Here is an 18,397-nt window from a genome sequence, read left to right as displayed (position 1 = left end):
CAATACTCTCGACAAGAAGGGGAGAACCAAATGAAGAAGAAGGCGGAGGTCAAGAAGGTCGAAGAGCCCTCCATCGACCACATCTTCTCGGCTCAGCTCGCATCGCTGGAGCCGAAGGAGGTGAAGAAAGATGGACAAGGTGAAGTTCAAAAAGGCAGCTGAGGACTTCGACGCCGTAGTCGACGTGTTCAGCATGTGGCTCTTCTCGTTCGCCAAGCTGTTCCTGGCAGCAGGTCTGCTGGTGACAGTCGTACTGGCGTTCTACTACGGTTACCAGCAGGCTCTCACGAAGTGGGAGACCGCGCCCGGTTGGCTCAAGTGGCTGGTGCGCTGACATGTCGATGACCACGACGAAGAGGGTCACCTCTTCACCGTACTACGCCGAGGCCGTCAAGAAGGTGCAGGACGGCTGCTCGCGCGACATGCTCTACAAGTGGTTCCGCGACGACAAGAAGTGGACCGTGTCCAAGAAGGTCGTCACGCTCTTCCTGCAGGAGGTCCGTGGCAACCCTAACGAGAGCCACCTCGTGCAAGCGAAGGCGATGGAGATCATCGACGAGCTGGAGAAGGAGACCAAGGACCGCCAGCTCGGCAAGGTCCTCTCAGTCATCACTCGCCGCGGTAAGCTGTTGAAGGAGATCTCGTCACGCATCAAGATCGTCAAGGCTGCCCAGGAGAGGGAGAGCCTGGCGAAGGTGATCGTGCTCGAGATCCAGAAGCTGTCTGCTGAGGTCGAGCAGATCATGAGCCAGGACGACATCAAGATCCTGAAGGAGTCTGGCAAGAGAGTCCAAGGCTCTCTCAAGTACCTCGACGCCCTGCTCCGCGAGAACATCTCTAAGTTCGGCATCAGAGCTGACCTCGAAGGAGTGCTGCAGAGGTACTACCAGTCCGTGCACGAGAACTACAAGTACGTCGAGGGCTGGATCACGAAGTACGAGATCAAGAAGCTGATCGAGCGCACAGCGATCACCGTCTCCAAGTCGGCCATGGAGAAGCTCGTCGTGCACATCCCGACAGAGAAGAAGGAGCTGGCGATCAAAGAGTTCAAGACAGAGATGATCAAGGCGCTCACTGAGATGTCTGACTCTGAGATCAGCGTCGGTGAGGAGGACGCGATCTGAAGACAGCTGCGCTGCTCGGCAAGAAGGTCATCGCCGTCTTCACTGACGTCGAGACGGGCACCAAGTACCAGAAGCGCGGCAAGGTCGTCAAGAGGGGCGCTGAGTACTTCCTCGAGTGCTGCAGGATCGAGGAGGGGCAGGACCTCGAGATACCGCTGCACAGGAGCTCGAGCGTGAAGGTGAAGTTCAGGAAGATCAAGTGAGCGACTTCCAAGACCTCGAGAGGATGCTGGACTCGGAAGCGGTGCAGGCAACCAAGGAGTCGAGCGGAGCGCCAGTCGAGGTCTGGGAGCACGAGCCGGTAACGTTCAGAGAGTTCCTCACGTCGTCAGACCACATGGCTTTCCCTGAGTACAGCGCTCGCCAGTACGCTGTGCCTGACTTCATGCTCGGCGAGGACCCCAAGAAGATCTTCGACAGCGACCACTGGCTCGCAGTCCTCGAGTGGGGCAAGGGCTCTGGCAAGGACACGGTCAGCGTGCACATGGTGCTCTACGTCGAGTACGTCCTCATGTGCCTCAAGAACCCACAGTCGCTCTTCCCTGGCATCAGCGCGACCGACAAGATCGACTGCGTCAACATCGCCTGGTCCGCAGGGCAGGCGAACAGGGTCTTCTTCGACAAGCTCAAGACGGCAGTCCTGAACTGGCGCTGGCTGAAGAAGACTTACAAGTTCAAGGTCAGCGGCAAGTACTCAGGCCCTTCCGACGACTACATCTGGGGCGACTGGGTCACGATCAACCAGAACAGCGTCTTCTTCCCGAAGGGCATCAGAGCCTTCTCGATGCACAGCCAGCAGGAGAGCTTCGAAGGTCTGAACCCACTCCTGTGGGTCTGCGACGAGTTCGCAGCCTTCCAGGACAAGAACAAGACGCACAACGCTGACAAGATCTTCGAGACGCTCAAGACCTCTTCTGAGTCACGCTTCGGCAGCAAGTTCAAGGGCTTCCTGATCAGCTTCCCTCGTTACAAGGGTGACGCGATCGAGAGGTACAGGGAGCAGTACGAGGCTGACCTCGACGTGTACACCGACATCGCGATGACCTGGGAGGTCAAGCCTGAGCGCTGCTTCTCAGGCAAGTGGGCAGAGTACCGCAACATCCGCATCCCGCTCGAGTACCTCAAGTCTTTCGAGAAGGATCCGGAGACGATGCTGCGTATGTACTGCTGCGTGCCGGGTGAGTCCGACGACCCGTTCTTCACAGAGCCGGAGCGGCTCGACTCGTGCGTCGGTGGTGTGACGCCGATCATCAAGAGCGACGACTGGGTCAGGGATGGCAAGTACGTCTGCAAGAGGATCATGTCCGCCAACTTCGGTGTGACACAGAACAGGTACGCAGTCATCGCAGACCTCGGCTTGAGCGGTGACCCAGCCGCTCTGGCGATCTGGCACAAGGAGAGGTTGTACTTGCCGGACGGTGGATTCCAGGACCACTTGTACCAGGACTTCGTCACGAGGTGGATCCCCAGCAAAGACAAGAACCTCATCGTCGACATCAACGACATCGAGGCCTTCATCACAGCACTGAGCGTCCACTACAAGCTGCCGATCGACATCGTCACGGCAGACCAGTGGAACAGCCCTCAGATGCTGCAGAGCCTAGAGAAGAAGGGCTTCAAGACGCTCACGCACAGGCTCACTCCTCAGGACCACCGCGACGCGAGGGTCAGGCTCTACTCTGGCAACGTACACCTCATCGACGATCCGGCTCAGATCCTAGAGCTCAAGAGGCTCAGGCGCACGAAGGAGGACGGCTCTGATCACCCACCAGGTGAGCACAACGACTACTCTGTGACTACGTTCGCAGCCATCAAGATTCTGTCTGATGGCGACAAGAAGAAGGTCTCGAGCCCTGACGAAGGTGAGATGGTTGAGTCCAACATCGACATGGGTGGCGACGGCGAAGTGATCGAGGGCGGAGCCGGCTTCTCTGCCGACAATGCAGACGGTTTCAGCTTCCGGAGGTGAACATGAAGAGGCTACTGCCGCTCCTGCTCTGCACGAGGATGTTCGCGTGTGCGAGCACAGCTGAGATCAGGGAATGCAGGACGATCGTGCCGATGTGCATGGACATGGTACCGAAGTGCGAGTTCGCCTACGGAGAGCTCATGCGGCTCAGGATGCAGAACAACCTCATGCACGTCCAGATCGATCTCTGCAACGACCTGAACACGGAGCTGCAGAAGCGGAAACGTTAGGCGTCAAGCACTTCGGCCCAGACGTCTCCGTGGCATTCCTCTGGTCGGCAGACACAACCAAGCACCTTGCCCTTCAAATATCTTCTACCTTTCTCGATCAGGTCTGGATTGGAGAGCAAGTATCTTCTAAATTTCTCGATACTATCACGCCGTGTCTTCGTTCGCATGTGTGGTGGCCACCATGGCAGGTGGCTCCAAGGATTGCCCCACGGCCCTGGACGTGTGATGAGCACGTCGTAGTCCTTGCCGAACTTGATGTTGACGACCTGTGTCATGAAAGTGGTGCCCTCGAGAGGAATCGAACCTCTATTTTCGGTTTAGGAAACCGGAGCCTTATCCGTTAGACGACGAGGGCGTCTTCATTAATAGCGTCCAAATCTGGGTTCCTGTCGGCCGGTCGTCAGGATTAATCGTTCTGAGACAGGGCCGAGAGCTCTGCTCACACGCGTCTCAAGGGGGACACAGGGATGACTTACTTCTCCAAGTCGATCGAAGCGAGGGCAGCGCTCGAGAACGCTTTCACGGTGGTCTCGTCGCTGACTGAACGCGGCGTCGACGTCTCAGGCCAGGTCAAGGCTCTCAGCCGCTTCTGCAGCACGTACGCGAAGCTCGAGGGCGTCTACACAGAGCGCATCGCAGCGCTCGAGGCCGAGCTCGAGTCACATCCAGAGGACTCGATCGAGAGGGAAGAGGTCAGCACTGAGCTGGAGGGCGTCAGATCCCTCGCAGCTGACCTGGAAGAGCAGGCCAAGTTCGTCAAGAAGGCCTGGAAAGCTCCGGCTGAGCTCGGCATGGCCGAGGTCAAGAAGATCTACGCAGAAGCATCTGATCAGGGCGACGACGAAGAGATCGAGTCCTTCGAGTGCTCCAAGTGCCACGACAGAGAGAGGGTCGGCCTCATGACCCCGGACATGGTCGCCGGCAAGACTCCCAAGCTGTGCGAGGCCTGCCAGGAGGGCGGTAACCAGCGCTGGTTCGACACAGAGCTCATCTGCCCCGGATGCGACCTCTCGGCCCAGGAGAAGGAGTTCGGCCTCACAGAAGAAGCAAAGACCGGCGAGCCGACGATGCTGACCTGCCCCGGCTGCGGCCGCCAGCACAAGGTCCGCTGGGACTCGGGCATGAACGAGTGGGACTTCGACTTCTCCGAACAGAAGAGAGCCTCAGCCAACAAGCGTTGGAGGCTCGACGTCCTCGATCCAGAGACCAAGTCCTACGTCGACAAGAAGGAGTTCGCAACGAAGGAGGACGCAGAAGCTGAGGCAGAGAAGCTCAGGTCCGAAGCTCCACTCACCTTCGAGTACCAGATCACAGACCTCGAGGCCGGCGCCGACAACACTGAGAAGCCGGACTACAAGACGACCGACGGCAAGGAGCTCGAGAAGGCCGACGACGAAGCACCTAAGGCCAAGATCGTCAAGTCCTGGCTCAGGGTCTCAAAGGACAAAGAGCACGAGTGGAAGATCGAGTCCGCCAAGCTCCGCTGCCCCATCTACGCAGCCACGGTCGTCGAGGCCGCTGAGTACCTCGTCAGGCTGAGCAAGAGGCTGGATTACGAAGCCGCAGCCTGCATGATGGAGCACGCCAACGCCGCCGGCAGCTTCGCAGTGCTCGCCGACATGACCTGGGAGATGGGCGTCGGCGACATCCAGCCGCACGACGACTCGGAGACCTGCCCGAGCTGCGGCTTCCACAAGTCGATCGACGTCGCAGCACCGTACGACTTCACGACAGACGAGTCCGACACTGGCTGCCCCGGCTGCGGCTGGAAGGCAGAACCGTCTGAGCAGGGCACCTCGGCCATCATGGACCCCCTCGGGGCACAGCCGATGATCGACACGAACCAGATGCCGAGCGCAGGTCCTCACGAGTCAGTCTACTCCCACAGGGTCGAGGCCAAGGACGAGGCTGGCAAGAAGAGGGAGAAGGCTGCCAAGTCTCTCTCCCCCGAGAAGAAGGCCAAGATCGAAGGCGAGCTCAGGACAGCAGCAGCCATCGTCAGCCAGTCCCTCATCGCCAAGGAGGCGATCAGGAGAGAGCTCCGCAACTACGAGGCTGAGCTCAAGGAAGCTCTCGGCCTCGCAGGCCTGCAGGACAAGGCCGCTCTCGTCGAGGACAAGGTCAAGGCCCTGCTCAACACTCTGGACGAGCAGGAGAAGATCGTCGGCGGCATCGAGTTCAAGCTGCGCAACGCGCACGAGAGAGTCACGGCTGCGAACGCAGAGCAGCTCGAGACCGTCATGAAGGACATCCAGAAGATCATCAAGAAGGGCAGCGAGAAGCAGTTCGACAAGCTCCACAAGCAGCTCTACGTGATCTCCGAAGTCGCAGAGTCCTTCAGCGCCAGCATCCCCAAAGAGGGCCCCGGCGTCCCTGAGGTCAGAGAGGAGATCGAAGAGAAGACTGAGGAGCTCGCTGGAGACAGGAAGGGCTCCTACCGCTACGCGTCCGACGAGAGCACGGCGAAGAAGTTCGCTGGAGAGGTCAAGAAGTTCTGGGCCAAGATCAAAGACTTCGCCATGTCTGTCGCCAAACCCGCTCTGTCCTGGATGGAGGTCTATTTGTCCGAGCTCAAGGATGTGGACGCTGAGCTCGACGACGCTCTCGCAGCCGGCGGCGAGGCAGAGTGAGCTACAAGGACAACGTCGCCTTCGCAGCAGCGTCAGGCTTCGGCCTCAAAGTCGTCAAGGCCAGGCTCGCTGGTGCTGACCGCATCCTCACTCAGACGCTCATGAAGTCCAAGAGCGAGGCTGAGAAGGAGAGGGCCAGGAGGGTCAGGCAAGCTGTCCAGAAGGCGCTCGCTGAGCTGGAGGCCTGACAGTGGACACAGACAGCACGCTCGGTGGTGACTCTCCTGCCAGCTCTCAGGAAGAGGTCCGCAGCAAGCCACGCCGCACGCAGTCTCCTTCTGTGAGGCACCGCGACGTGAAGGAGGACGCTGTGGAGACCGGCAGCCACGAGGTCTTCCCCAAGCAGGACGACGTGGCGACGTCGATCGCTGTCAACAGCAAGTGGACGAGAGTGAGGCGCTGACTTGAGCTTCGAAGACGAATTCAAGAAGCAGCACTGCCCGCAGGACGCTAACCTCGTCCCAGCGCCGCCGCTGATCGGCACAGACCTGCTGGGCAACATGAAGCCCCTCAGGGTCATCGACAACGGCGACGGCACCTACACGCTCTACATCGCAGCTGACCTGACAGTCTCAGACATCCAGATCGGTGCCGTCGAGATCAAGGACGGCGACACGAACGTCCGTACCAAGGTCAAGCAGTCAGGCGGAGAGTACGCTGTCCTCATCACTGCGAACGAGCTACCGCTGCCAGCGGGTGCAGCGACGGAGGCAACGCTCGCAGCTCTGAAGGCTAGGGCAGACCTCCTGGCCACTGAGTCGACACTGGCCGCGCTCAAGGCTAGAGCTGACCTCTTGGCGACAGAGGCGACTCTACTTCTGATCCAGATCAAGACGGACAACCTGGACGTGTCGCTCAACACGAGAGCGTCAGAGGTGACTCTGGCTGCTCTCAAAGCCAGAGCTGATCTGCTCGCGACTGAGTCGACTCTCGCCGCTCTGAAGACGAGAGCTGACCTGCTGCTGGCAGACTCGACCTTCACAGGCAGGATCAACACGCTTGGTCAGAAGGCGATGGTGGCCTCGACGCCTGTTGTCTTGCCCAGCGATCAGAGCGCAATCCCGATAACGAAGCCTGGTGTCGTCTCTACCGGCAATTCTTCTACAGCACTACTCGCTGCCGCGGCTGTTTTCACAGGCGCCTTCGAGGAGGTCAAGGACTACGCATTCTTGACGCTCTCTGTCATCTCCGACGTCGCTTCTGCGACCGACGGTCTTTCATTTCAGTGGTCTCACAACGGTGTCGATGTCGACAGGACCGAGATGACCAGCGTGCTTGCTGGCGTTGGCAGGGCCTTCGCGATCACACCGAGGGCGAGGTTCTTCAGAGTCGTCTACACAAACGGAGCGGCCCCACAAGTCTCTTTCAGGCTCGGTGTCGTCTACCACCTGAGTGGGAACGGGCTCATCACGAAGCCGATCAAGCAGACAGTCACGCAGGAAAACTTTGCTCAGCTCGTCCAAGCGACGATCCTCGGACATAAGTCTGATGGGACGTACGTCCAGATGCACGCTGAGTCGATACTTGGGCACGACCAGATTTTGGTCGCGGCCACTAACGTCGAGGCTAGGCTCGCTGAGGCCAATCAGATGTTCTTCACGAACGGTGAAGTCAACATCCCGACAGCCAACGTAGAAACTCCTTACATGCTCATCCGGAACCCAGCTGGGTCTGGCAAGAACATCAGGCTCAACGACCTCAGACCAATCGTCGCGAACACTGGTACGGTTAGCGGAGTCATCAGGATCTACGCGAGACCGACTGTCACAGCAGTTGGTACGGCTTCTCCGATCACATCTTACAGGATCACTGCTTCGCCGCCTGTCTCAATCATGCAGTCCTTCACGTTACCGACTATCTCAGTGAACGGCACGAAGTTCGGCCACATCTTCGTCGGCAGGGGTACGAACGCTTTCATCGACCACATCGACTTCGACTTGGCACCGATCCTGGAACCCGGCAACGACATCCTCATCACAGCACAGATGGACGCCAACAACACGGTCATCGGAGTCATGGCTGACTGGGCGGAGGTCTAAGTGGAGAGCTTCATCAATCTGAAGACCTGGGCAGAGTTCAAAGCTTACATCGACGCTACAGGCCTCGGTGTCCAGTACACTGAGGACGGGAGGACGTACGACGTCTGGTCTGATTCGAGTGGGATCATCAGGGCGATCAATCTCAGGAAAGCTGCTGGTCAGGACCCGGGCGACGAAGGGCTCTCTGACTTCGAGAACAACTACAAACCTAAGGCGAACAAGCCCGGGAAGATCCTCACAGCTTCGGCTGACGTCATCTACGAGCTCGACACGTACACGACTGTGAACGCGTACGGCAACGCGAGACCTATCAAGGGCGACTTCCCCTGCTCGAGGTTCAAGACCAAGCAGTTCTACCTCGAGAACGTCGGCTCGAACGCTGCTCAGATCACTGTCGTCGGGATCTTCGCCGATCCGGACTCGAATCAGAACGTGATCACCATCGTCTCCAACCAGGGCGTCGGCGCTGGCCAGGGAGTCGACCTGACAGAAGACAGGCCTTTCGAGAAGATCAGAGTCTTAGCTAGAGCGGCGATCAACGGTCTCCAGACGACGATCAAGACTAGAGGGTACGCGCTGGGGGGCTGATGGGAGCTAAGCTGAAGGTCTACGACATCGCGACACAGCAGGTCATCACTCAGTCAGGTGAGCCTGTCCAGACGACAGACTTCAGGAAGTACGACAAGAACGCTTGGCTGAAGGGATGGAAGCACTCTCCTGTCGCTGGGGCCACGAGCGAGTTCAACCAGAAGTTCGACAAGGACGTCTGGATCTGGGGCGGCTCATACCACGTGAGCGGGAGCCACGTAGACGACTACATCGAGTTCGAAGTCGTCGACATCGACAACGTCCTCGGTTTCGGCGTTGGAGTCGTGCTCGACAGGTACGTCGAGAGTGAACCAGTTGTCGACGGATACCGCTTCGACATGAGGATGGAGGACGGGGCCTACATCATGATCGGTCTCTACCTGCGCATCAGGTACGTCTCGTTCGGCCAGCAGAGCCCAGTCCTCAAAGGTCGCTACTACCTCAGGAGGAGATGATGCCCAGGCCGAAAGGGAAGCAGCTGCACGTGTTCAACCTCGAGCCCGCCAAGGTTCCTGACGCCTTACGTAAGGAAGATGCTGTAGCGGCGATGGACGCGAAGCGTAAAGGCGAGCAACCGGTGACCAAAAAGCGCTTCGAGAAAGACGTCCAGCCCTCATAGTCTTTACATGAAGAAGTGTCGTGCTTGGGCTAAGGAGGGCTGCTACACACGGACGCACCCGTGTACGAAGAGCGGCCCAGCGATGGTTAAGATCGTCGACGGGATACCCATCTGCATCTGGCACGAGCCGGTCTACAAGAGGATCGGCAAGGTAGTGCTCGGGCCACGTGACATGAAAGACCTACCAATCGAGGTGAACAGATGAAAGGACTCTCAGCTCTCAAGGCGCTGCTGCTCTCAGCTATCGACAAGGTGAACGAGAACGGTTCTCCATGGGAGAAGTTCACGCGCCCGATCTCACCTGACCCGTCTGTCTTGTTCACCAACGTCAGGGAGCGCCTCGACACCATCGCCATGTCAGCTGAGCAGGAGCTCGAGGGCTTCGTCAGGGACGGCTTCTACGTCCAGCTCAAGCAGACCGACATGGGAGACGCGTGCATCTGGCAGGGCATCTACACGGCGATGACGGTCTACCGCCACAAGGTCTTGCAGACAGATTCCTCACTGGCCACGATGAGAGCGGCTGCGAAGGCCCTGAGCATGTACATCAACAGGGACTACAACATCGTCTGCAGGGGGGCTATGCCCGCCTCTCTGGAAGGCGACCTCTTCCACATTGATGCGACTAAGGCCGACAAGTACTTCCGCAACATGCACCCGTACTTCGGCGAGATGGTCTACAGAGAGGACGCCTCGCTCGACAGCTTCGTCGGTCTCATGTACGGGATCGCAGTCGTCCTCCGACTGAGTAAGGACAAGGAGAGCATCGACTGCTTCGAGAACCTCTCGAACTTCTGCGCAGAGTTCAGGGACGCCGGCTGCAAGCTCACCAACAGGGACGGCAGCATGACCAAGTACGGCGACTGCGAGCCGAAGCTCATCCAGGCCCCAGTCAGGATCCTGGCGGCTACGCTGCCGAGCCTGCTCTGCGGCTGCGAGCAGTGGAAGAAGATCGCTAAGGACTACGGCTTCGAGTTCGAGAGGACGGAGACGCACTTCCTCTGGATGCAGGCATGGTTCAACGACCACCTCGCCATGCTGTCCAACCTGGCCTTCGTCATCGGCACTAAGGACGGCGACTTCGGGCGCAGCAGCGCGATCAAGGGCCTGCAGGTGCTGGTCGAGAAGCACGCGGACAAGGGCAACTCCTTCCTGCTCCTCTCCACGCTATCTCTCGGCATCGACGTCTCGCAGGGCAGGATCGAGAAGGCGATCCAGGTTCTCGCAGAGTTCCCTGTCGGCGCCAAGCCGATGTCAGCAGACGCAGACGTACCTAAGGTCTCTTGGCAGGGCAAGATCCAGGCCAAGCAGCCAGTGCCAGTCTGGACTCGGCCACCACAGGACGTGATCTGGCAGCGCTGCCCGTACGACGTCAAGGGAGCAGAAGACGTCAAGATCAACAGGATGGACTTCCTCCTGGGCTACTACCTGCTCAGGTCTCTCGGCCGGTAGGATTCATGCATCTGCTAGGAGAGAGCAGAGATGAGCGCTAAGATCGACGTCATCAGGGAAAGAGACGGCTCTTACCTCGTGGCATCCGGCGGGCGCTTCATCGAACAGGGGCTCACGCTCGCTCAGGTGACTTTCCAGTTCGGTCTCACACCAGCTCAAGAGGACTCTCTGGTCGCGCTCGGCAGAGTCTCGCTGGAGAGGCAGGACGACCTGCCGCTGACAGGTGGTACCAAGAGGTGACCTGCACGGCAGGACAGGTCTGGTGGCCGCTCTCGTGAAGCTGCTCGTGCGCTTGCTCGTGAGGATCTTCTGATGGACCGAGCCAAGGCGAACCTCTACATCACGTACGAAGGCGCAGAAGTCTTGTTCCCGAACGTGGAGATGGGTCTCGGTGAGACGCTGATGGAACACGTCGGCGTGCATCCGTCGAGGATCAAGGCAGTAGTCATAAACATCATCGTAGAAGGCCCTCCACCGCAGGAGGGCCCGAGTGCTGAAGGCGAAGGTGAGGAGGAAGCGTGAGAAGCATGACCGAGATGTTCTCGGACCTGGCGACGTTCGGCCACAACCCGAGGAAGATCGTCCCCGTCAAGAACCCCAAGACCGGTAAGCTCTCGCTCGTCAGGCTGCACAAGCCGATGAGCGACAAAACGGTCAGAGGACACATCGCCTCGATGGAAGCGAAGAGGACAGACAAGGCCAAGCTCCAGGAGATCGCCAAGGACGTGCTCGACCCCGAGCCGAACAAGTACGCCCCTGCCGCCGACCAGCTCCCTCTGCCCAAACTGCTGCCGTGATCGTCAAGGCCAAGCTGACGTTCCTCGACAGCAAGAATCCGTGTCGAATCCGCGAGGGCTTCTTCGTTGGTGACGTCCAGCTCCCGATCGAGCTGGAGAAGCCGCTTGTCATGACCGGCGAAGCTCTCGATCCTGAGGCGAAGAAAGCTGGAGCCATCCGCCTCGTCGAGACCAGCCCGGTCAAGTTCGTGGTCAACAAGGAGCTGGACAAGACGTACGAGATCGGCACTCAGAACAGCCGGTACTTACTGGAGATCCAAAGGTGAGAGCCACATACAACGTCGTCGGGCAGCAGAAGATCGAGCTACAGATCGCCCTCACGGACATCGAGCTGGCCACTATAAAGGAAGGCAAGCTGGTCGAGGGAAGCGTCCCCACCGGTCTCGGAGGGCATGCTACGATCACCGTCGGGCATGAAGCCATGATCAAGAAGGTTCTCATACCAAAATAGGACCGCCGGTTTTCCGGCAGAACCGGCTATTCTTAAGGTAGCACACTTCACTACCTCAAGGAGATACCGATGAACCAGAAGATCCAGAAGCTCCTCCAGGCTCTCACCATCAGACTCGAAGGCAAGAAGAGGATCCAGGACAAGACCAACTACGTCTTCCTCCGCAAAGACAACTACCGCTTCTTCCTCAACACCAAGGACATCGACGCCCTGGTCAACATCATCGACGACTCCTCCGAAGGCCTCATCACCCGGATGACCAAGGCCAACGACCTCCTCCGGAAGAAGGCTCAATGGAACCAGGTAGCTCTCGCCGAGAAATTCTCCTGATCAACCCAGAAGCCTCGGGCTCTCACAGCCGAGGCTTCTTAGCGTGAGGGCATAATCAACAGGCAAGGGAGGACGAGACATGGATGTGAGAGTCAGGAACAAGCCTGTGTACATGTGCGAGAAGTGCTGCAAGAGGAAGCTCAGGAGCATGCCACTCGAGTCGACCTGGGGCGAGTGCTCTGAGTGCCACTTCGTAGGAGTCCAGTTCATCGTCCCTCCTCAGCGGACCTACCACAACAGCGTCGCTGCTCCGGCTCAGTGACCGCCGGTTTCCGCTGCGCCGGTCATATTCATCAGGTAGCTCTCAAACAAGGAGGTAGCACCAGGTGAACATCACACTCGAACCCGAAGTCTACGACAAGCTCTCCGACATCAAGGCCATCGCCGAGGCCAAGCGCAACATCTACAAGGCCGACAAGATCAGGGTCGACCTCGAGATGCTCGAGGAGAAGGACATCGTCCGCATCTCAAAGACTCCGGGCGTCTCGAAGAGAGCTCTGTCCGCTATCAAGACCTGGGACGAAGCTCGCAAGGATCCGCTCAAGGCCATCCCCCAGAACGTCGAGCAAGCTGAGGGAATCCTCAAGGAGTACATCAAGAGAGCTCCCGGCCTGATGCTGTACAAGAAGGTCGACGAGGGTTCCGACATCTCCCTCCCGTACATCGTCACCAAGGTGATGTACTACAAGAAGCAGGGCCGAGGCCAGAACAGAGAACCCGCCCATGTCAGGCTCGACGTCCAGTCCTTCCTCGACGGTGAGAAGGTCAACGAGAGCATCCAGGTCTACCGCAAGAACATCAAGGGAGGGAAGAACGCTAAGGAGATCCTCGAGCAGTTCGACCTCACGGTGGCCACGAAGGAGCTGAACAAGAAGTACGCTGCTCAGCTCGCCAAGTACAACGAGCTGATCGACAAGACCGGCACGCAGCTCGTCGGCGACGGCTTCGCCCGCCCTCTCCACAACACTGACTACTCGATCGCCGCTTCCTTCTCCCACCGCCGTCGCCTCGACAGCCTCATCACCGACGGCATCAAGACCCGCCTCGTGATCGACGACAGGGTCGACACCCAGGACGCCGACGAGAACCAGCGCCGCTCGAAGAAGCAGTCCGTCGACCCGGACGAGACGACCACCGACATCACGTTCTGGAAGATGACCAAGAAGCAGATCCTGGCCGACGACGAGGTCTGGAACAAGGACAACGAGGAGATCGACGACGAGGAGATCGACGAGGGCACGATCCCCACTCCGGTCCACCCCTACCTGCTGGTGTTCAACATGAGCACCCACGACCACTGCCTCGTCCACGTCGCCAACGTCCAGGAGTACCAGTACGACGAGACTAAGCACAGCCAGCTCGTCCTGCCCGAGGAGAACAAGGAGCTCGTCGAGATCCTCATCGAGCACGCCAACAGCAACTTCAAGGACATCATCACCGGCAAGTCTGGAGGCTCCATCGTCCTCTGCGCCGGAGTCCCCGGCACCGGCAAGACCCTCACCGCAGAGGTCTACGCTGAGGTCATGAAGAGGCCGCTCTACAACGTCCAGTCCAGCCAGCTCGGCACCGAGGCTGTCCAGCTCGAGAAGCACCTCAAGCAGGTCCTGCAGAGATCTACTCGCTGGGGAGCTATCCTGCTCATCGACGAGGCGGACGTCTTCATCCACGCCAGAGGCTCTGACCTGAAGCAGAACGCCATCGTCGGAGTCTTCCTCCGAACCCTCGAGTACTACAGAGGCGTCCTCTTCCTGACCACCAACCGGTCCGTCCTCATCGACGACGCCATCGCCTCTCGCTGCACCGCCCGCATCGAGTACAAAGTCCCCACGCTCGAGCAGCAGCTGCAGATCTGGGGCATCATGATCAAGAACTCCAACATGAAGGTGGACATGAAGGAGATCACCAAGTTCGCCAAGGCTCACCCGAACACCACCGGCCGGGACATCAAGAACCTCGTCAAGCTCAGCAACCTGATCAGCAAGGCCCGCAAGGCCCCGATCACCTTCGACGTCCTGGAGTACGTCCTGAAGTTCAAGTCCACTGAGGGGACCAACGCCGATGCCTAAGATGAAGGAGAAGACACCGAAGGTCAAGATCGACTACTCTCGGGAGCAGCTGATCGACATCTGCGAGAGAGCCATCGTCCCTCACGGGCGGTGGTCCAACAGAGACACGCCGCACTCTCAGCGCGACGTCGGCCAGGCTTGGGCGTACCTCAAGGCCGGCTGCGTCTACAAGGTGAAGACAAAAGAGAACAACACGGTCGCTGGCTCTGCCTGCAACACGGACGAGCACACGATCTGGATCGAGATCATCCACAAGAGCTTCGCCAGCATGGAGGACGATGAGGTCCAGCTGGAGCGCACTACGTTCTACCTCCCGACGCTCAAGCGCCTGGAGTCATACGACGGAAGGGACTGGTACTGACATGGAGCTCATGCTCACGATCATCGCAGTCCTCGGCATCGCCGGGGCGACCATCTACAACTGCTTCGAGTCCAGGGAGCGGGTGCAGATGGCGAAGATGGGACTCTGCCAGGAGCGGGTCATCACCGGCTCCGGCATGTCCCAGACCAGCGAGCTGCTGTGGAAGAAGTGCAAGGAGGTCGCGAAATGAGCTTCGAGAAGATGCTGGTCTGCCTGACCGTCGCCATCTGCACCACCATCGCGCTCTGCACCATCAGTAGCGACCTACGTGAGGTCGGAGTCGCCAAGGCAGGGATGTGCACCACCCGAGTAGTCACGCCCATCGGCAACAGCTGGACGTCCGACATGGTGCTCAGGCCCTGCACGAAGGAGGACGTCAAGTGAAGACTGAGCACATCGTCGGGGGCACGGTCATCCTGAGCCTCCTCATCATCTGCGCCACCATCGTGGGCTACCAGCAGAGGGACAACGACTTCCACCTGCAGATGGGCAAGCAGGGGCTCTGCTTCGTGCACCCGAACGGCGGCTTCGGGATCTGGGCCATCTGCAAGGAGGTACCGAAGTGAATCCAGAACAGATCGCAGACGCAGTCATCAAGGCCACACCCGGCATCATCGCCCAGGCCGTCCGGGCCGAGATCGTCTCGGACGTCGTAGGCATCCTGTTCGGGCTCACGCTCGGCGGGCTCGGCTGGGGCCTCGTCAAGAACCGCTACGGCGGCTCGGACGCCGAAGAGGCCAGGATGATGAGGTCCGTCGGAGGCTGGGTGATGATCGTGGTCGCCATGCTGTTCGGCTTCATCGCCCTCTCCCAGCTCCTGGAGACGGCCGTCGCACCGCAGGTCATGGGAGTCAAGTACATACTCTCAGCTGTTAAGAGGTGAGGTCATGAAGAAGAGAGGTCAGCCGACGATGACGTGCCTCAAGGCACCCGTACCGACGTTCAAGATCGTCGACAAGAAGTACGACTGGGTGCTGCTGGGCATCCGGCTGTCGACTCCTCTGGACAAGGACTTGGGCGCTCACTGCATCGCCCAGTACCAGGCCAGGCGCCTACCAGGGGTCATCGTCGAGGTGAACTACTGGGGCTACGAGAGGCGCATCTCGCCCGAGCACCGCTGGCAGTACGAGGCCTTCGCTCTGGCGCTCATCAGCTCACCAAGATCGCTCAAGGAGCTCTCGGACGTCGCCATACTCACCCGCACCGGCGAGCACGCCGGGGAGGCGCTCTCATGCCTAAAGGACTGATGCCGCGCTTCAAGGAAGAAGGCCGCTCCACCGACGAGATCATCCAGGGCCTCCAGCACGCCTACCGCTGGATCAGGAGCGAACCTCACGAGACCGACTGCCCAGCCTTCGCCGACCGCCAGTCCTGCGACTGTGGTAAGACGCTGGCTCAAGAGCAGGTCCAGGCCGCGATCAAGCGGCTCTGGAGGACACTGTGATCACCTGGATCCTCGCATCTCTCTCCTGCTTCTACGCCTACCACCGCTGTGGGCACCCGGGCTGGCTCTTCCTCTCCGGCTTCACAGCAGCCTGCGCTTACGACAGCTGGCTCCTCAAGCGCTTCAAGTGGACAGAGATCTGGGCGCTCCTGTTCGCGCTCCGAGGCCCTGACGGCCACATCATCTACTGCAAAGGGCCTCTACCACCGCCCAACACCGGGTGCCTGGACAACCGGTGCGAAGAGCTCCAAGCCATCATGGACTACCAGTGAACGACCTCTCACCCTCAGTCCGCGTCGCCCGCTTCTGCAGAGCCCGCAGGGGCTGGTTCACTGCGAAGGAAGCCTCCATCATCCTGGTCGGCACGGAGCGCAAGCCCGACTGGATCTACCCCAAGCTGAACCTGCTCGTCAAGCAGCGCAAGCTCCACCGCTCTGAGACGTACCCGCACATGTTCAGGAGGCTCCAGTGAGAAGGATATCCGGGCTCAGGAGGCACAAGCACCAGCCACCAGAACCAGACCGCACGTACTACTGGCCGGGCGCCGTCTGGGGCACAGCCAACGGCCGCATCACGATCGTCTTCAACGCTCTCGGCGAGGACATCGAGTACGTCCACGACGACGGCCTCTACGTCACCACGACCAAGAAGATCCTGCTGGAGACGGCCTCTCCGATCATGCCTGGGTACGACTGCTACCTGAGGCTGCCTGAGAAGCTGTGGCCCACGAGCGCTCTCAAGGGAATCAGCAGGTACGCTCTGAAGCGGAGCAAGGCGGCACAACCTGCATCCGTTCTCATCAAGAAAGAGCCACACCACAGGATCACCGCAGCCCTCCAGCAGTTCGACCTGAAGTTGGCCAAGGTCCTGGTCAAGCTGCCGAAGAGAGCACCGCTGCCTAAATACCCCTACGCCAGGGCCGGCAGGTTCATCGCCAAGGAGCTGGCCAAGTGACCAAGCGAGAGCTGCTGGACGCGGCGTTCAGCTGGATCCACGACTTCCTCCCCGAATCCTTCTGGGACGACGCCGATTCAGGCCTGAAGATCCTGGCAGGTTTCTCCGGCACGCTGCTGTTCCTGCTGGTCTCGCCGCTGTTCATCGCCTCAGCAGCTGTCGGCTTCTCCAGGAGGCAGCTGCTGAAGCTCCAGCGCAGCGCTGCTGAGCGCCGATCAGCAGATCTCAGCAGCCAGCAGACCTCTGCTGAGAGCCCAGCTGGCAGGCCTGCAGAAACTCGGCAGCCTGAGCCTCGCAGCTCTTCAGCAGCTGACTTCCCAGCTGGCGCAGCCTTCGCTACCATCTCGCTCCACGAGGCCAGCTGCCTCTGGATCAAGACCATCACTGTCCAGGGCCGCGAGAACGCTCGAGAGATCTGGGCCCACGCTGGTCTGCTGCTCGAGGACAAACACCTCTTGGACCTCGTCAAGGCGCGCGCTGAGCAGCCCCGCGAACAGATCAGGCCAGGCGCGATGAGGCCGCCGGCTTCTCCCCCTGTGTCATCGATCGAGCACGCCAAGTGCTTCCGCAGCGTCTGCCCTGATGGAGGCCGTGAAGCGCCGCTGAGGCCCTGCGACGTCAGCCCTGACACGTGCGGTCTCCAAGCTTACCACACCGGCGAGTGCAGGTCCAAGGTCTGCGGAGCCAGCTTCGAGACGCCGAGCGAGGACCTGAACCTCGACACGGTCACCTGCGACGCACCGCTCGGCCACTCCGGTCCGCACCTCCACGTCAAGAGAGCAGACGACTGCCCTCGCCCTGACTGCCACACAGGTCCTGAGATGGGCGAGAGCAGAGGTGAGACCTGCGCTCACTACTGGGACTGCGACAGGCTGCCCAACCACGACGGGCGCTGCATGGAGAAGATCCAGTGTGGCAAGCATCCTGAGCAGCACGGCTGGGAGTACCTCGACACTCACAAGATGAAGGACGGCACGAGCTTCTCTTGCAGCATCTGCCACGGCTTCGGGGGCTACATCAAGAAGGCTCCAGCACCACAGCTGGCAGGCGGGTGCTACTGGCCTGGGTGCTTCGATCAGACCGTCCACATCCATTGCCCTGGGCGCAAGGACTGCAGGATCCCACGTCCTCACGATCACTGCTGCACCCGTGACCACGACGGTGATGGCAACTGCGATCAGCACCCGAAGCGTACGAACGGTCCCTGCTGATGGACCACTGCTCCAGCTACGACTGCGAAGGAGAAGCTGGCTGCGCGTGTCCCTGTCCCGACTGCCTGCCACGTTTGTGCTATCCTGGTAAGCTCCACCCGTCCTGCAAGCCCAATCCTTGTTGGTGCGGCC

General features: G+C 59.7%; 30 protein-coding genes and 1 tRNA gene. 29 read left to right on the top strand and 2 right to left on the bottom strand.

Going from position 1 to position 18,397, the window contains the following annotated elements; genetic code table 11:
• The first annotated feature begins 130 nt into the window (after positions 1 to 130).
• The 4 genes from EPO18_RS20600 to EPO18_RS20585 all read left to right on the top strand — a co-directional run bounded on the left by EPO18_RS20600 (position 131) and on the right by EPO18_RS20585 (position 3,323).
• Entirely contained in the window at positions 131 to 334 is a 204-nt protein-coding gene (locus EPO18_RS20600) for a hypothetical protein (protein ID WP_292436799.1), read from the top strand.
• 1 nt (position 335) lies between these two features.
• The gene (locus EPO18_RS20595; RefSeq protein ID WP_292436797.1) at positions 336 to 1,124 is read left to right on the top strand and encodes a hypothetical protein; all 789 of its coding nucleotides are present in this window, start codon (positions 336 to 338) and stop codon (positions 1,122 to 1,124) included.
• Positions 1,125 to 1,323: 199 nt separating this feature from the next.
• The gene (locus EPO18_RS20590) at positions 1,324 to 3,093 is read left to right on the top strand and encodes a hypothetical protein (RefSeq protein ID WP_292436795.1); all 1,770 of its coding nucleotides are present in this window, start codon (positions 1,324 to 1,326) and stop codon (positions 3,091 to 3,093) included.
• Positions 3,094 to 3,095: 2 nt separating this feature from the next.
• Positions 3,096 to 3,323, top strand: a complete 228-nt coding sequence (locus tag EPO18_RS20585; RefSeq protein ID WP_292436793.1) for a hypothetical protein — start codon at positions 3,096 to 3,098, stop codon at positions 3,321 to 3,323.
• Here the strand turns inward: EPO18_RS20585 and EPO18_RS20765 are convergent.
• Both EPO18_RS20765 and EPO18_RS20580 read right to left on the bottom strand, forming a co-directional pair.
• A complete protein-coding gene (locus EPO18_RS20765) occupies positions 3,320 to 3,598 on the bottom strand; it encodes a DUF4326 domain-containing protein (protein ID WP_363331535.1) in 279 nt (92 codons plus the stop codon). The genes EPO18_RS20585 and EPO18_RS20765 overlap by 4 nt on opposite strands.
• A gap of 5 nt (positions 3,599 to 3,603) precedes the next feature.
• A tRNA-Arg gene (locus EPO18_RS20580) sits at positions 3,604 to 3,678 on the bottom strand.
• A 112-nt stretch (positions 3,679 to 3,790) separates the two neighbouring features.
• On the opposite strand from EPO18_RS20580, the gene EPO18_RS20575 reads away from it, so the two are divergent.
• The 25 genes from EPO18_RS20575 to EPO18_RS20455 all read left to right on the top strand — a co-directional run bounded on the left by EPO18_RS20575 (position 3,791) and on the right by EPO18_RS20455 (position 18,265).
• Positions 3,791 to 5,953, top strand: coding sequence for a hypothetical protein (locus tag EPO18_RS20575; protein WP_292436791.1), 2,163 nt, complete (start codon positions 3,791 to 3,793; stop codon positions 5,951 to 5,953).
• Positions 5,950 to 6,141: a hypothetical protein gene (locus tag EPO18_RS20570; protein WP_292436789.1), complete on the top strand. Its 192-nt coding sequence runs from the start codon at positions 5,950 to 5,952 to the stop codon at positions 6,139 to 6,141. Before EPO18_RS20575 ends, EPO18_RS20570 begins: the two co-directional genes overlap by 4 nt.
• A 2-nt stretch (positions 6,142 to 6,143) precedes the next feature.
• Positions 6,144 to 6,356 carry a hypothetical protein gene (locus EPO18_RS20565; protein WP_292436788.1) on the top strand — a complete coding sequence of 71 codons (213 nt, stop codon included), beginning with the start codon at positions 6,144 to 6,146 and terminating at the stop codon, positions 6,354 to 6,356.
• Position 6,357: 1 nt separating this feature from the next.
• Positions 6,358 to 7,992 (top strand): hypothetical protein, encoded by a 1,635-nt coding sequence (locus EPO18_RS20560; protein WP_292436786.1) that lies wholly within the window; start codon positions 6,358 to 6,360, stop codon positions 7,990 to 7,992.
• Positions 7,993 to 8,580, top strand: a complete 588-nt coding sequence (locus EPO18_RS20555; protein WP_292436784.1) for a hypothetical protein — start codon at positions 7,993 to 7,995, stop codon at positions 8,578 to 8,580.
• A complete protein-coding gene (locus EPO18_RS20550) occupies positions 8,580 to 9,035 on the top strand; it encodes a hypothetical protein (protein ID WP_292436782.1) in 456 nt (151 codons plus the stop codon). Before EPO18_RS20555 ends, EPO18_RS20550 begins: the two co-directional genes overlap by 1 nt.
• Positions 9,035 to 9,199: a hypothetical protein gene (locus EPO18_RS20545; protein ID WP_292436780.1), complete on the top strand. Its 165-nt coding sequence runs from the start codon at positions 9,035 to 9,037 to the stop codon at positions 9,197 to 9,199. Before EPO18_RS20550 ends, EPO18_RS20545 begins: the two co-directional genes overlap by 1 nt.
• A gap of 201 nt (positions 9,200 to 9,400) precedes the next feature.
• Positions 9,401 to 10,651 (top strand): hypothetical protein, encoded by a 1,251-nt coding sequence (locus tag EPO18_RS20540; RefSeq protein WP_292436778.1) that lies wholly within the window; start codon positions 9,401 to 9,403, stop codon positions 10,649 to 10,651.
• 30 nt (positions 10,652 to 10,681) lie between these two features.
• The gene (locus EPO18_RS20535) at positions 10,682 to 10,891 is read left to right on the top strand and encodes a hypothetical protein (protein WP_292436776.1); all 210 of its coding nucleotides are present in this window, start codon (positions 10,682 to 10,684) and stop codon (positions 10,889 to 10,891) included.
• A 72-nt stretch (positions 10,892 to 10,963) separates the two neighbouring features.
• Positions 10,964 to 11,173 carry a hypothetical protein gene (locus EPO18_RS20530; RefSeq protein ID WP_292436774.1) on the top strand — a complete coding sequence of 70 codons (210 nt, stop codon included), beginning with the start codon at positions 10,964 to 10,966 and terminating at the stop codon, positions 11,171 to 11,173.
• 5 nt (positions 11,174 to 11,178) lie between these two features.
• Positions 11,179 to 11,448 carry a hypothetical protein gene (locus tag EPO18_RS20525; RefSeq protein WP_292436772.1) on the top strand — a complete coding sequence of 90 codons (270 nt, stop codon included), beginning with the start codon at positions 11,179 to 11,181 and terminating at the stop codon, positions 11,446 to 11,448.
• Positions 11,445 to 11,714 carry a hypothetical protein gene (locus tag EPO18_RS20520; RefSeq protein ID WP_292436771.1) on the top strand — a complete coding sequence of 90 codons (270 nt, stop codon included), beginning with the start codon at positions 11,445 to 11,447 and terminating at the stop codon, positions 11,712 to 11,714. Before EPO18_RS20525 ends, EPO18_RS20520 begins: the two co-directional genes overlap by 4 nt.
• Complete coding sequence (locus tag EPO18_RS20515) at positions 11,711 to 11,899, top strand: hypothetical protein (RefSeq protein WP_292436768.1); 189 nt, start codon at positions 11,711 to 11,713, stop codon at positions 11,897 to 11,899. The genes EPO18_RS20520 and EPO18_RS20515 overlap by 4 nt, the downstream gene beginning before the upstream one ends.
• A gap of 69 nt (positions 11,900 to 11,968) precedes the next feature.
• Positions 11,969 to 12,229: a hypothetical protein gene (locus EPO18_RS20510; RefSeq protein ID WP_292436766.1), complete on the top strand. Its 261-nt coding sequence runs from the start codon at positions 11,969 to 11,971 to the stop codon at positions 12,227 to 12,229.
• Positions 12,230 to 12,555: 326 nt separating this feature from the next.
• On the top strand, positions 12,556 to 14,295 hold the full coding sequence (locus EPO18_RS20505) for an AAA family ATPase (RefSeq protein WP_292436764.1): 1,740 nt from the start codon (positions 12,556 to 12,558) through the stop codon (positions 14,293 to 14,295).
• The gene (locus tag EPO18_RS20500) at positions 14,288 to 14,656 is read left to right on the top strand and encodes a hypothetical protein (RefSeq protein ID WP_292436762.1); all 369 of its coding nucleotides are present in this window, start codon (positions 14,288 to 14,290) and stop codon (positions 14,654 to 14,656) included. The genes EPO18_RS20505 and EPO18_RS20500 overlap by 8 nt, the downstream gene beginning before the upstream one ends.
• Positions 14,657 to 14,666: 10 nt before the next feature.
• Positions 14,667 to 14,846 carry a hypothetical protein gene (locus EPO18_RS20495; RefSeq protein WP_292436760.1) on the top strand — a complete coding sequence of 60 codons (180 nt, stop codon included), beginning with the start codon at positions 14,667 to 14,669 and terminating at the stop codon, positions 14,844 to 14,846.
• On the top strand, positions 14,843 to 15,040 hold the full coding sequence (locus EPO18_RS20490) for a hypothetical protein (RefSeq protein ID WP_292436758.1): 198 nt from the start codon (positions 14,843 to 14,845) through the stop codon (positions 15,038 to 15,040). The genes EPO18_RS20495 and EPO18_RS20490 overlap by 4 nt, the downstream gene beginning before the upstream one ends.
• Positions 15,037 to 15,222 carry a hypothetical protein gene (locus EPO18_RS20485; RefSeq protein WP_292436756.1) on the top strand — a complete coding sequence of 62 codons (186 nt, stop codon included), beginning with the start codon at positions 15,037 to 15,039 and terminating at the stop codon, positions 15,220 to 15,222. Before EPO18_RS20490 ends, EPO18_RS20485 begins: the two co-directional genes overlap by 4 nt.
• Positions 15,219 to 15,539 carry a hypothetical protein gene (locus EPO18_RS20480; protein ID WP_292436753.1) on the top strand — a complete coding sequence of 107 codons (321 nt, stop codon included), beginning with the start codon at positions 15,219 to 15,221 and terminating at the stop codon, positions 15,537 to 15,539. Before EPO18_RS20485 ends, EPO18_RS20480 begins: the two co-directional genes overlap by 4 nt.
• A gap of 4 nt (positions 15,540 to 15,543) precedes the next feature.
• A complete protein-coding gene (locus tag EPO18_RS20475) occupies positions 15,544 to 15,903 on the top strand; it encodes a hypothetical protein (protein ID WP_292436751.1) in 360 nt (119 codons plus the stop codon).
• The gene (locus tag EPO18_RS20470) at positions 15,888 to 16,100 is read left to right on the top strand and encodes a hypothetical protein (protein ID WP_292436749.1); all 213 of its coding nucleotides are present in this window, start codon (positions 15,888 to 15,890) and stop codon (positions 16,098 to 16,100) included. Before EPO18_RS20475 ends, EPO18_RS20470 begins: the two co-directional genes overlap by 16 nt.
• The gene (locus tag EPO18_RS20465; protein WP_292436748.1) at positions 16,097 to 16,372 is read left to right on the top strand and encodes a hypothetical protein; all 276 of its coding nucleotides are present in this window, start codon (positions 16,097 to 16,099) and stop codon (positions 16,370 to 16,372) included. The genes EPO18_RS20470 and EPO18_RS20465 overlap by 4 nt, the downstream gene beginning before the upstream one ends.
• Positions 16,373 to 16,568: 196 nt before the next feature.
• Positions 16,569 to 17,054 carry a hypothetical protein gene (locus EPO18_RS20460; RefSeq protein ID WP_292436746.1) on the top strand — a complete coding sequence of 162 codons (486 nt, stop codon included), beginning with the start codon at positions 16,569 to 16,571 and terminating at the stop codon, positions 17,052 to 17,054.
• Positions 17,051 to 18,265, top strand: coding sequence for a hypothetical protein (locus EPO18_RS20455; protein ID WP_292436745.1), 1,215 nt, complete (start codon positions 17,051 to 17,053; stop codon positions 18,263 to 18,265). The genes EPO18_RS20460 and EPO18_RS20455 overlap by 4 nt, the downstream gene beginning before the upstream one ends.
• Positions 18,266 to 18,397 lie beyond the last annotated feature (132 nt).

The organism is Methylobacter sp., from assembly GCF_004322395.1.
In the GTDB taxonomy this organism is placed as follows: Bacteria; Pseudomonadota; Gammaproteobacteria; order Methylococcales; family Methylomonadaceae; genus Methylobacter_A.
The sequence above is the reverse complement of the archived record's forward strand: the minus strand, read 5'-3'. Positions and strand labels throughout refer to the sequence as shown.

What these genes read in the sequence shown, in the direction of transcription:
- EPO18_RS20545 (WP_292436780.1), top strand. Translation starts at nt 9,035, where the DNA reads ATGCCCAGGCCGAAAGGGAAGCAGCTGCACGTGTTCAACCTCGAGCCC.
- EPO18_RS20600 (WP_292436799.1), top strand. Translation starts at nt 131, where the DNA reads ATGGACAAGGTGAAGTTCAAAAAGGCAGCTGAGGACTTCGACGCCGTA.
- EPO18_RS20500 (WP_292436762.1), top strand. Translation starts at nt 14,288, where the DNA reads ATGCCTAAGATGAAGGAGAAGACACCGAAGGTCAAGATCGACTACTCT.
- EPO18_RS20765 (WP_363331535.1), bottom strand. Translation starts at nt 3,598, where the DNA reads ATGACACAGGTCGTCAACATCAAGTTCGGCAAGGACTACGACGTGCTC.
- EPO18_RS20595 (WP_292436797.1), top strand. Translation starts at nt 336, where the DNA reads ATGTCGATGACCACGACGAAGAGGGTCACCTCTTCACCGTACTACGCC.
- EPO18_RS20535 (WP_292436776.1), top strand. Translation starts at nt 10,682, where the DNA reads ATGAGCGCTAAGATCGACGTCATCAGGGAAAGAGACGGCTCTTACCTC.
- EPO18_RS20575 (WP_292436791.1), top strand. Translation starts at nt 3,791, where the DNA reads ATGACTTACTTCTCCAAGTCGATCGAAGCGAGGGCAGCGCTCGAGAAC.
- EPO18_RS20470 (WP_292436749.1), top strand. Translation starts at nt 15,888, where the DNA reads ATGCCTAAAGGACTGATGCCGCGCTTCAAGGAAGAAGGCCGCTCCACC.
- EPO18_RS20525 (WP_292436772.1), top strand. Translation starts at nt 11,179, where the DNA reads ATGACCGAGATGTTCTCGGACCTGGCGACGTTCGGCCACAACCCGAGG.
- EPO18_RS20475 (WP_292436751.1), top strand. Translation starts at nt 15,544, where the DNA reads ATGAAGAAGAGAGGTCAGCCGACGATGACGTGCCTCAAGGCACCCGTA.
- EPO18_RS20540 (WP_292436778.1), top strand. Translation starts at nt 9,401, where the DNA reads ATGAAAGGACTCTCAGCTCTCAAGGCGCTGCTGCTCTCAGCTATCGAC.
- EPO18_RS20530 (WP_292436774.1), top strand. Translation starts at nt 10,964, where the DNA reads ATGGACCGAGCCAAGGCGAACCTCTACATCACGTACGAAGGCGCAGAA.
- EPO18_RS20585 (WP_292436793.1), top strand. Translation starts at nt 3,096, where the DNA reads ATGAAGAGGCTACTGCCGCTCCTGCTCTGCACGAGGATGTTCGCGTGT.
- EPO18_RS20550 (WP_292436782.1), top strand. Translation starts at nt 8,580, where the DNA reads ATGGGAGCTAAGCTGAAGGTCTACGACATCGCGACACAGCAGGTCATC.
- EPO18_RS20495 (WP_292436760.1), top strand. Translation starts at nt 14,667, where the DNA reads ATGCTCACGATCATCGCAGTCCTCGGCATCGCCGGGGCGACCATCTAC.
- EPO18_RS20510 (WP_292436766.1), top strand. Translation starts at nt 11,969, where the DNA reads ATGAACCAGAAGATCCAGAAGCTCCTCCAGGCTCTCACCATCAGACTC.
- EPO18_RS20490 (WP_292436758.1), top strand. Translation starts at nt 14,843, where the DNA reads ATGAGCTTCGAGAAGATGCTGGTCTGCCTGACCGTCGCCATCTGCACC.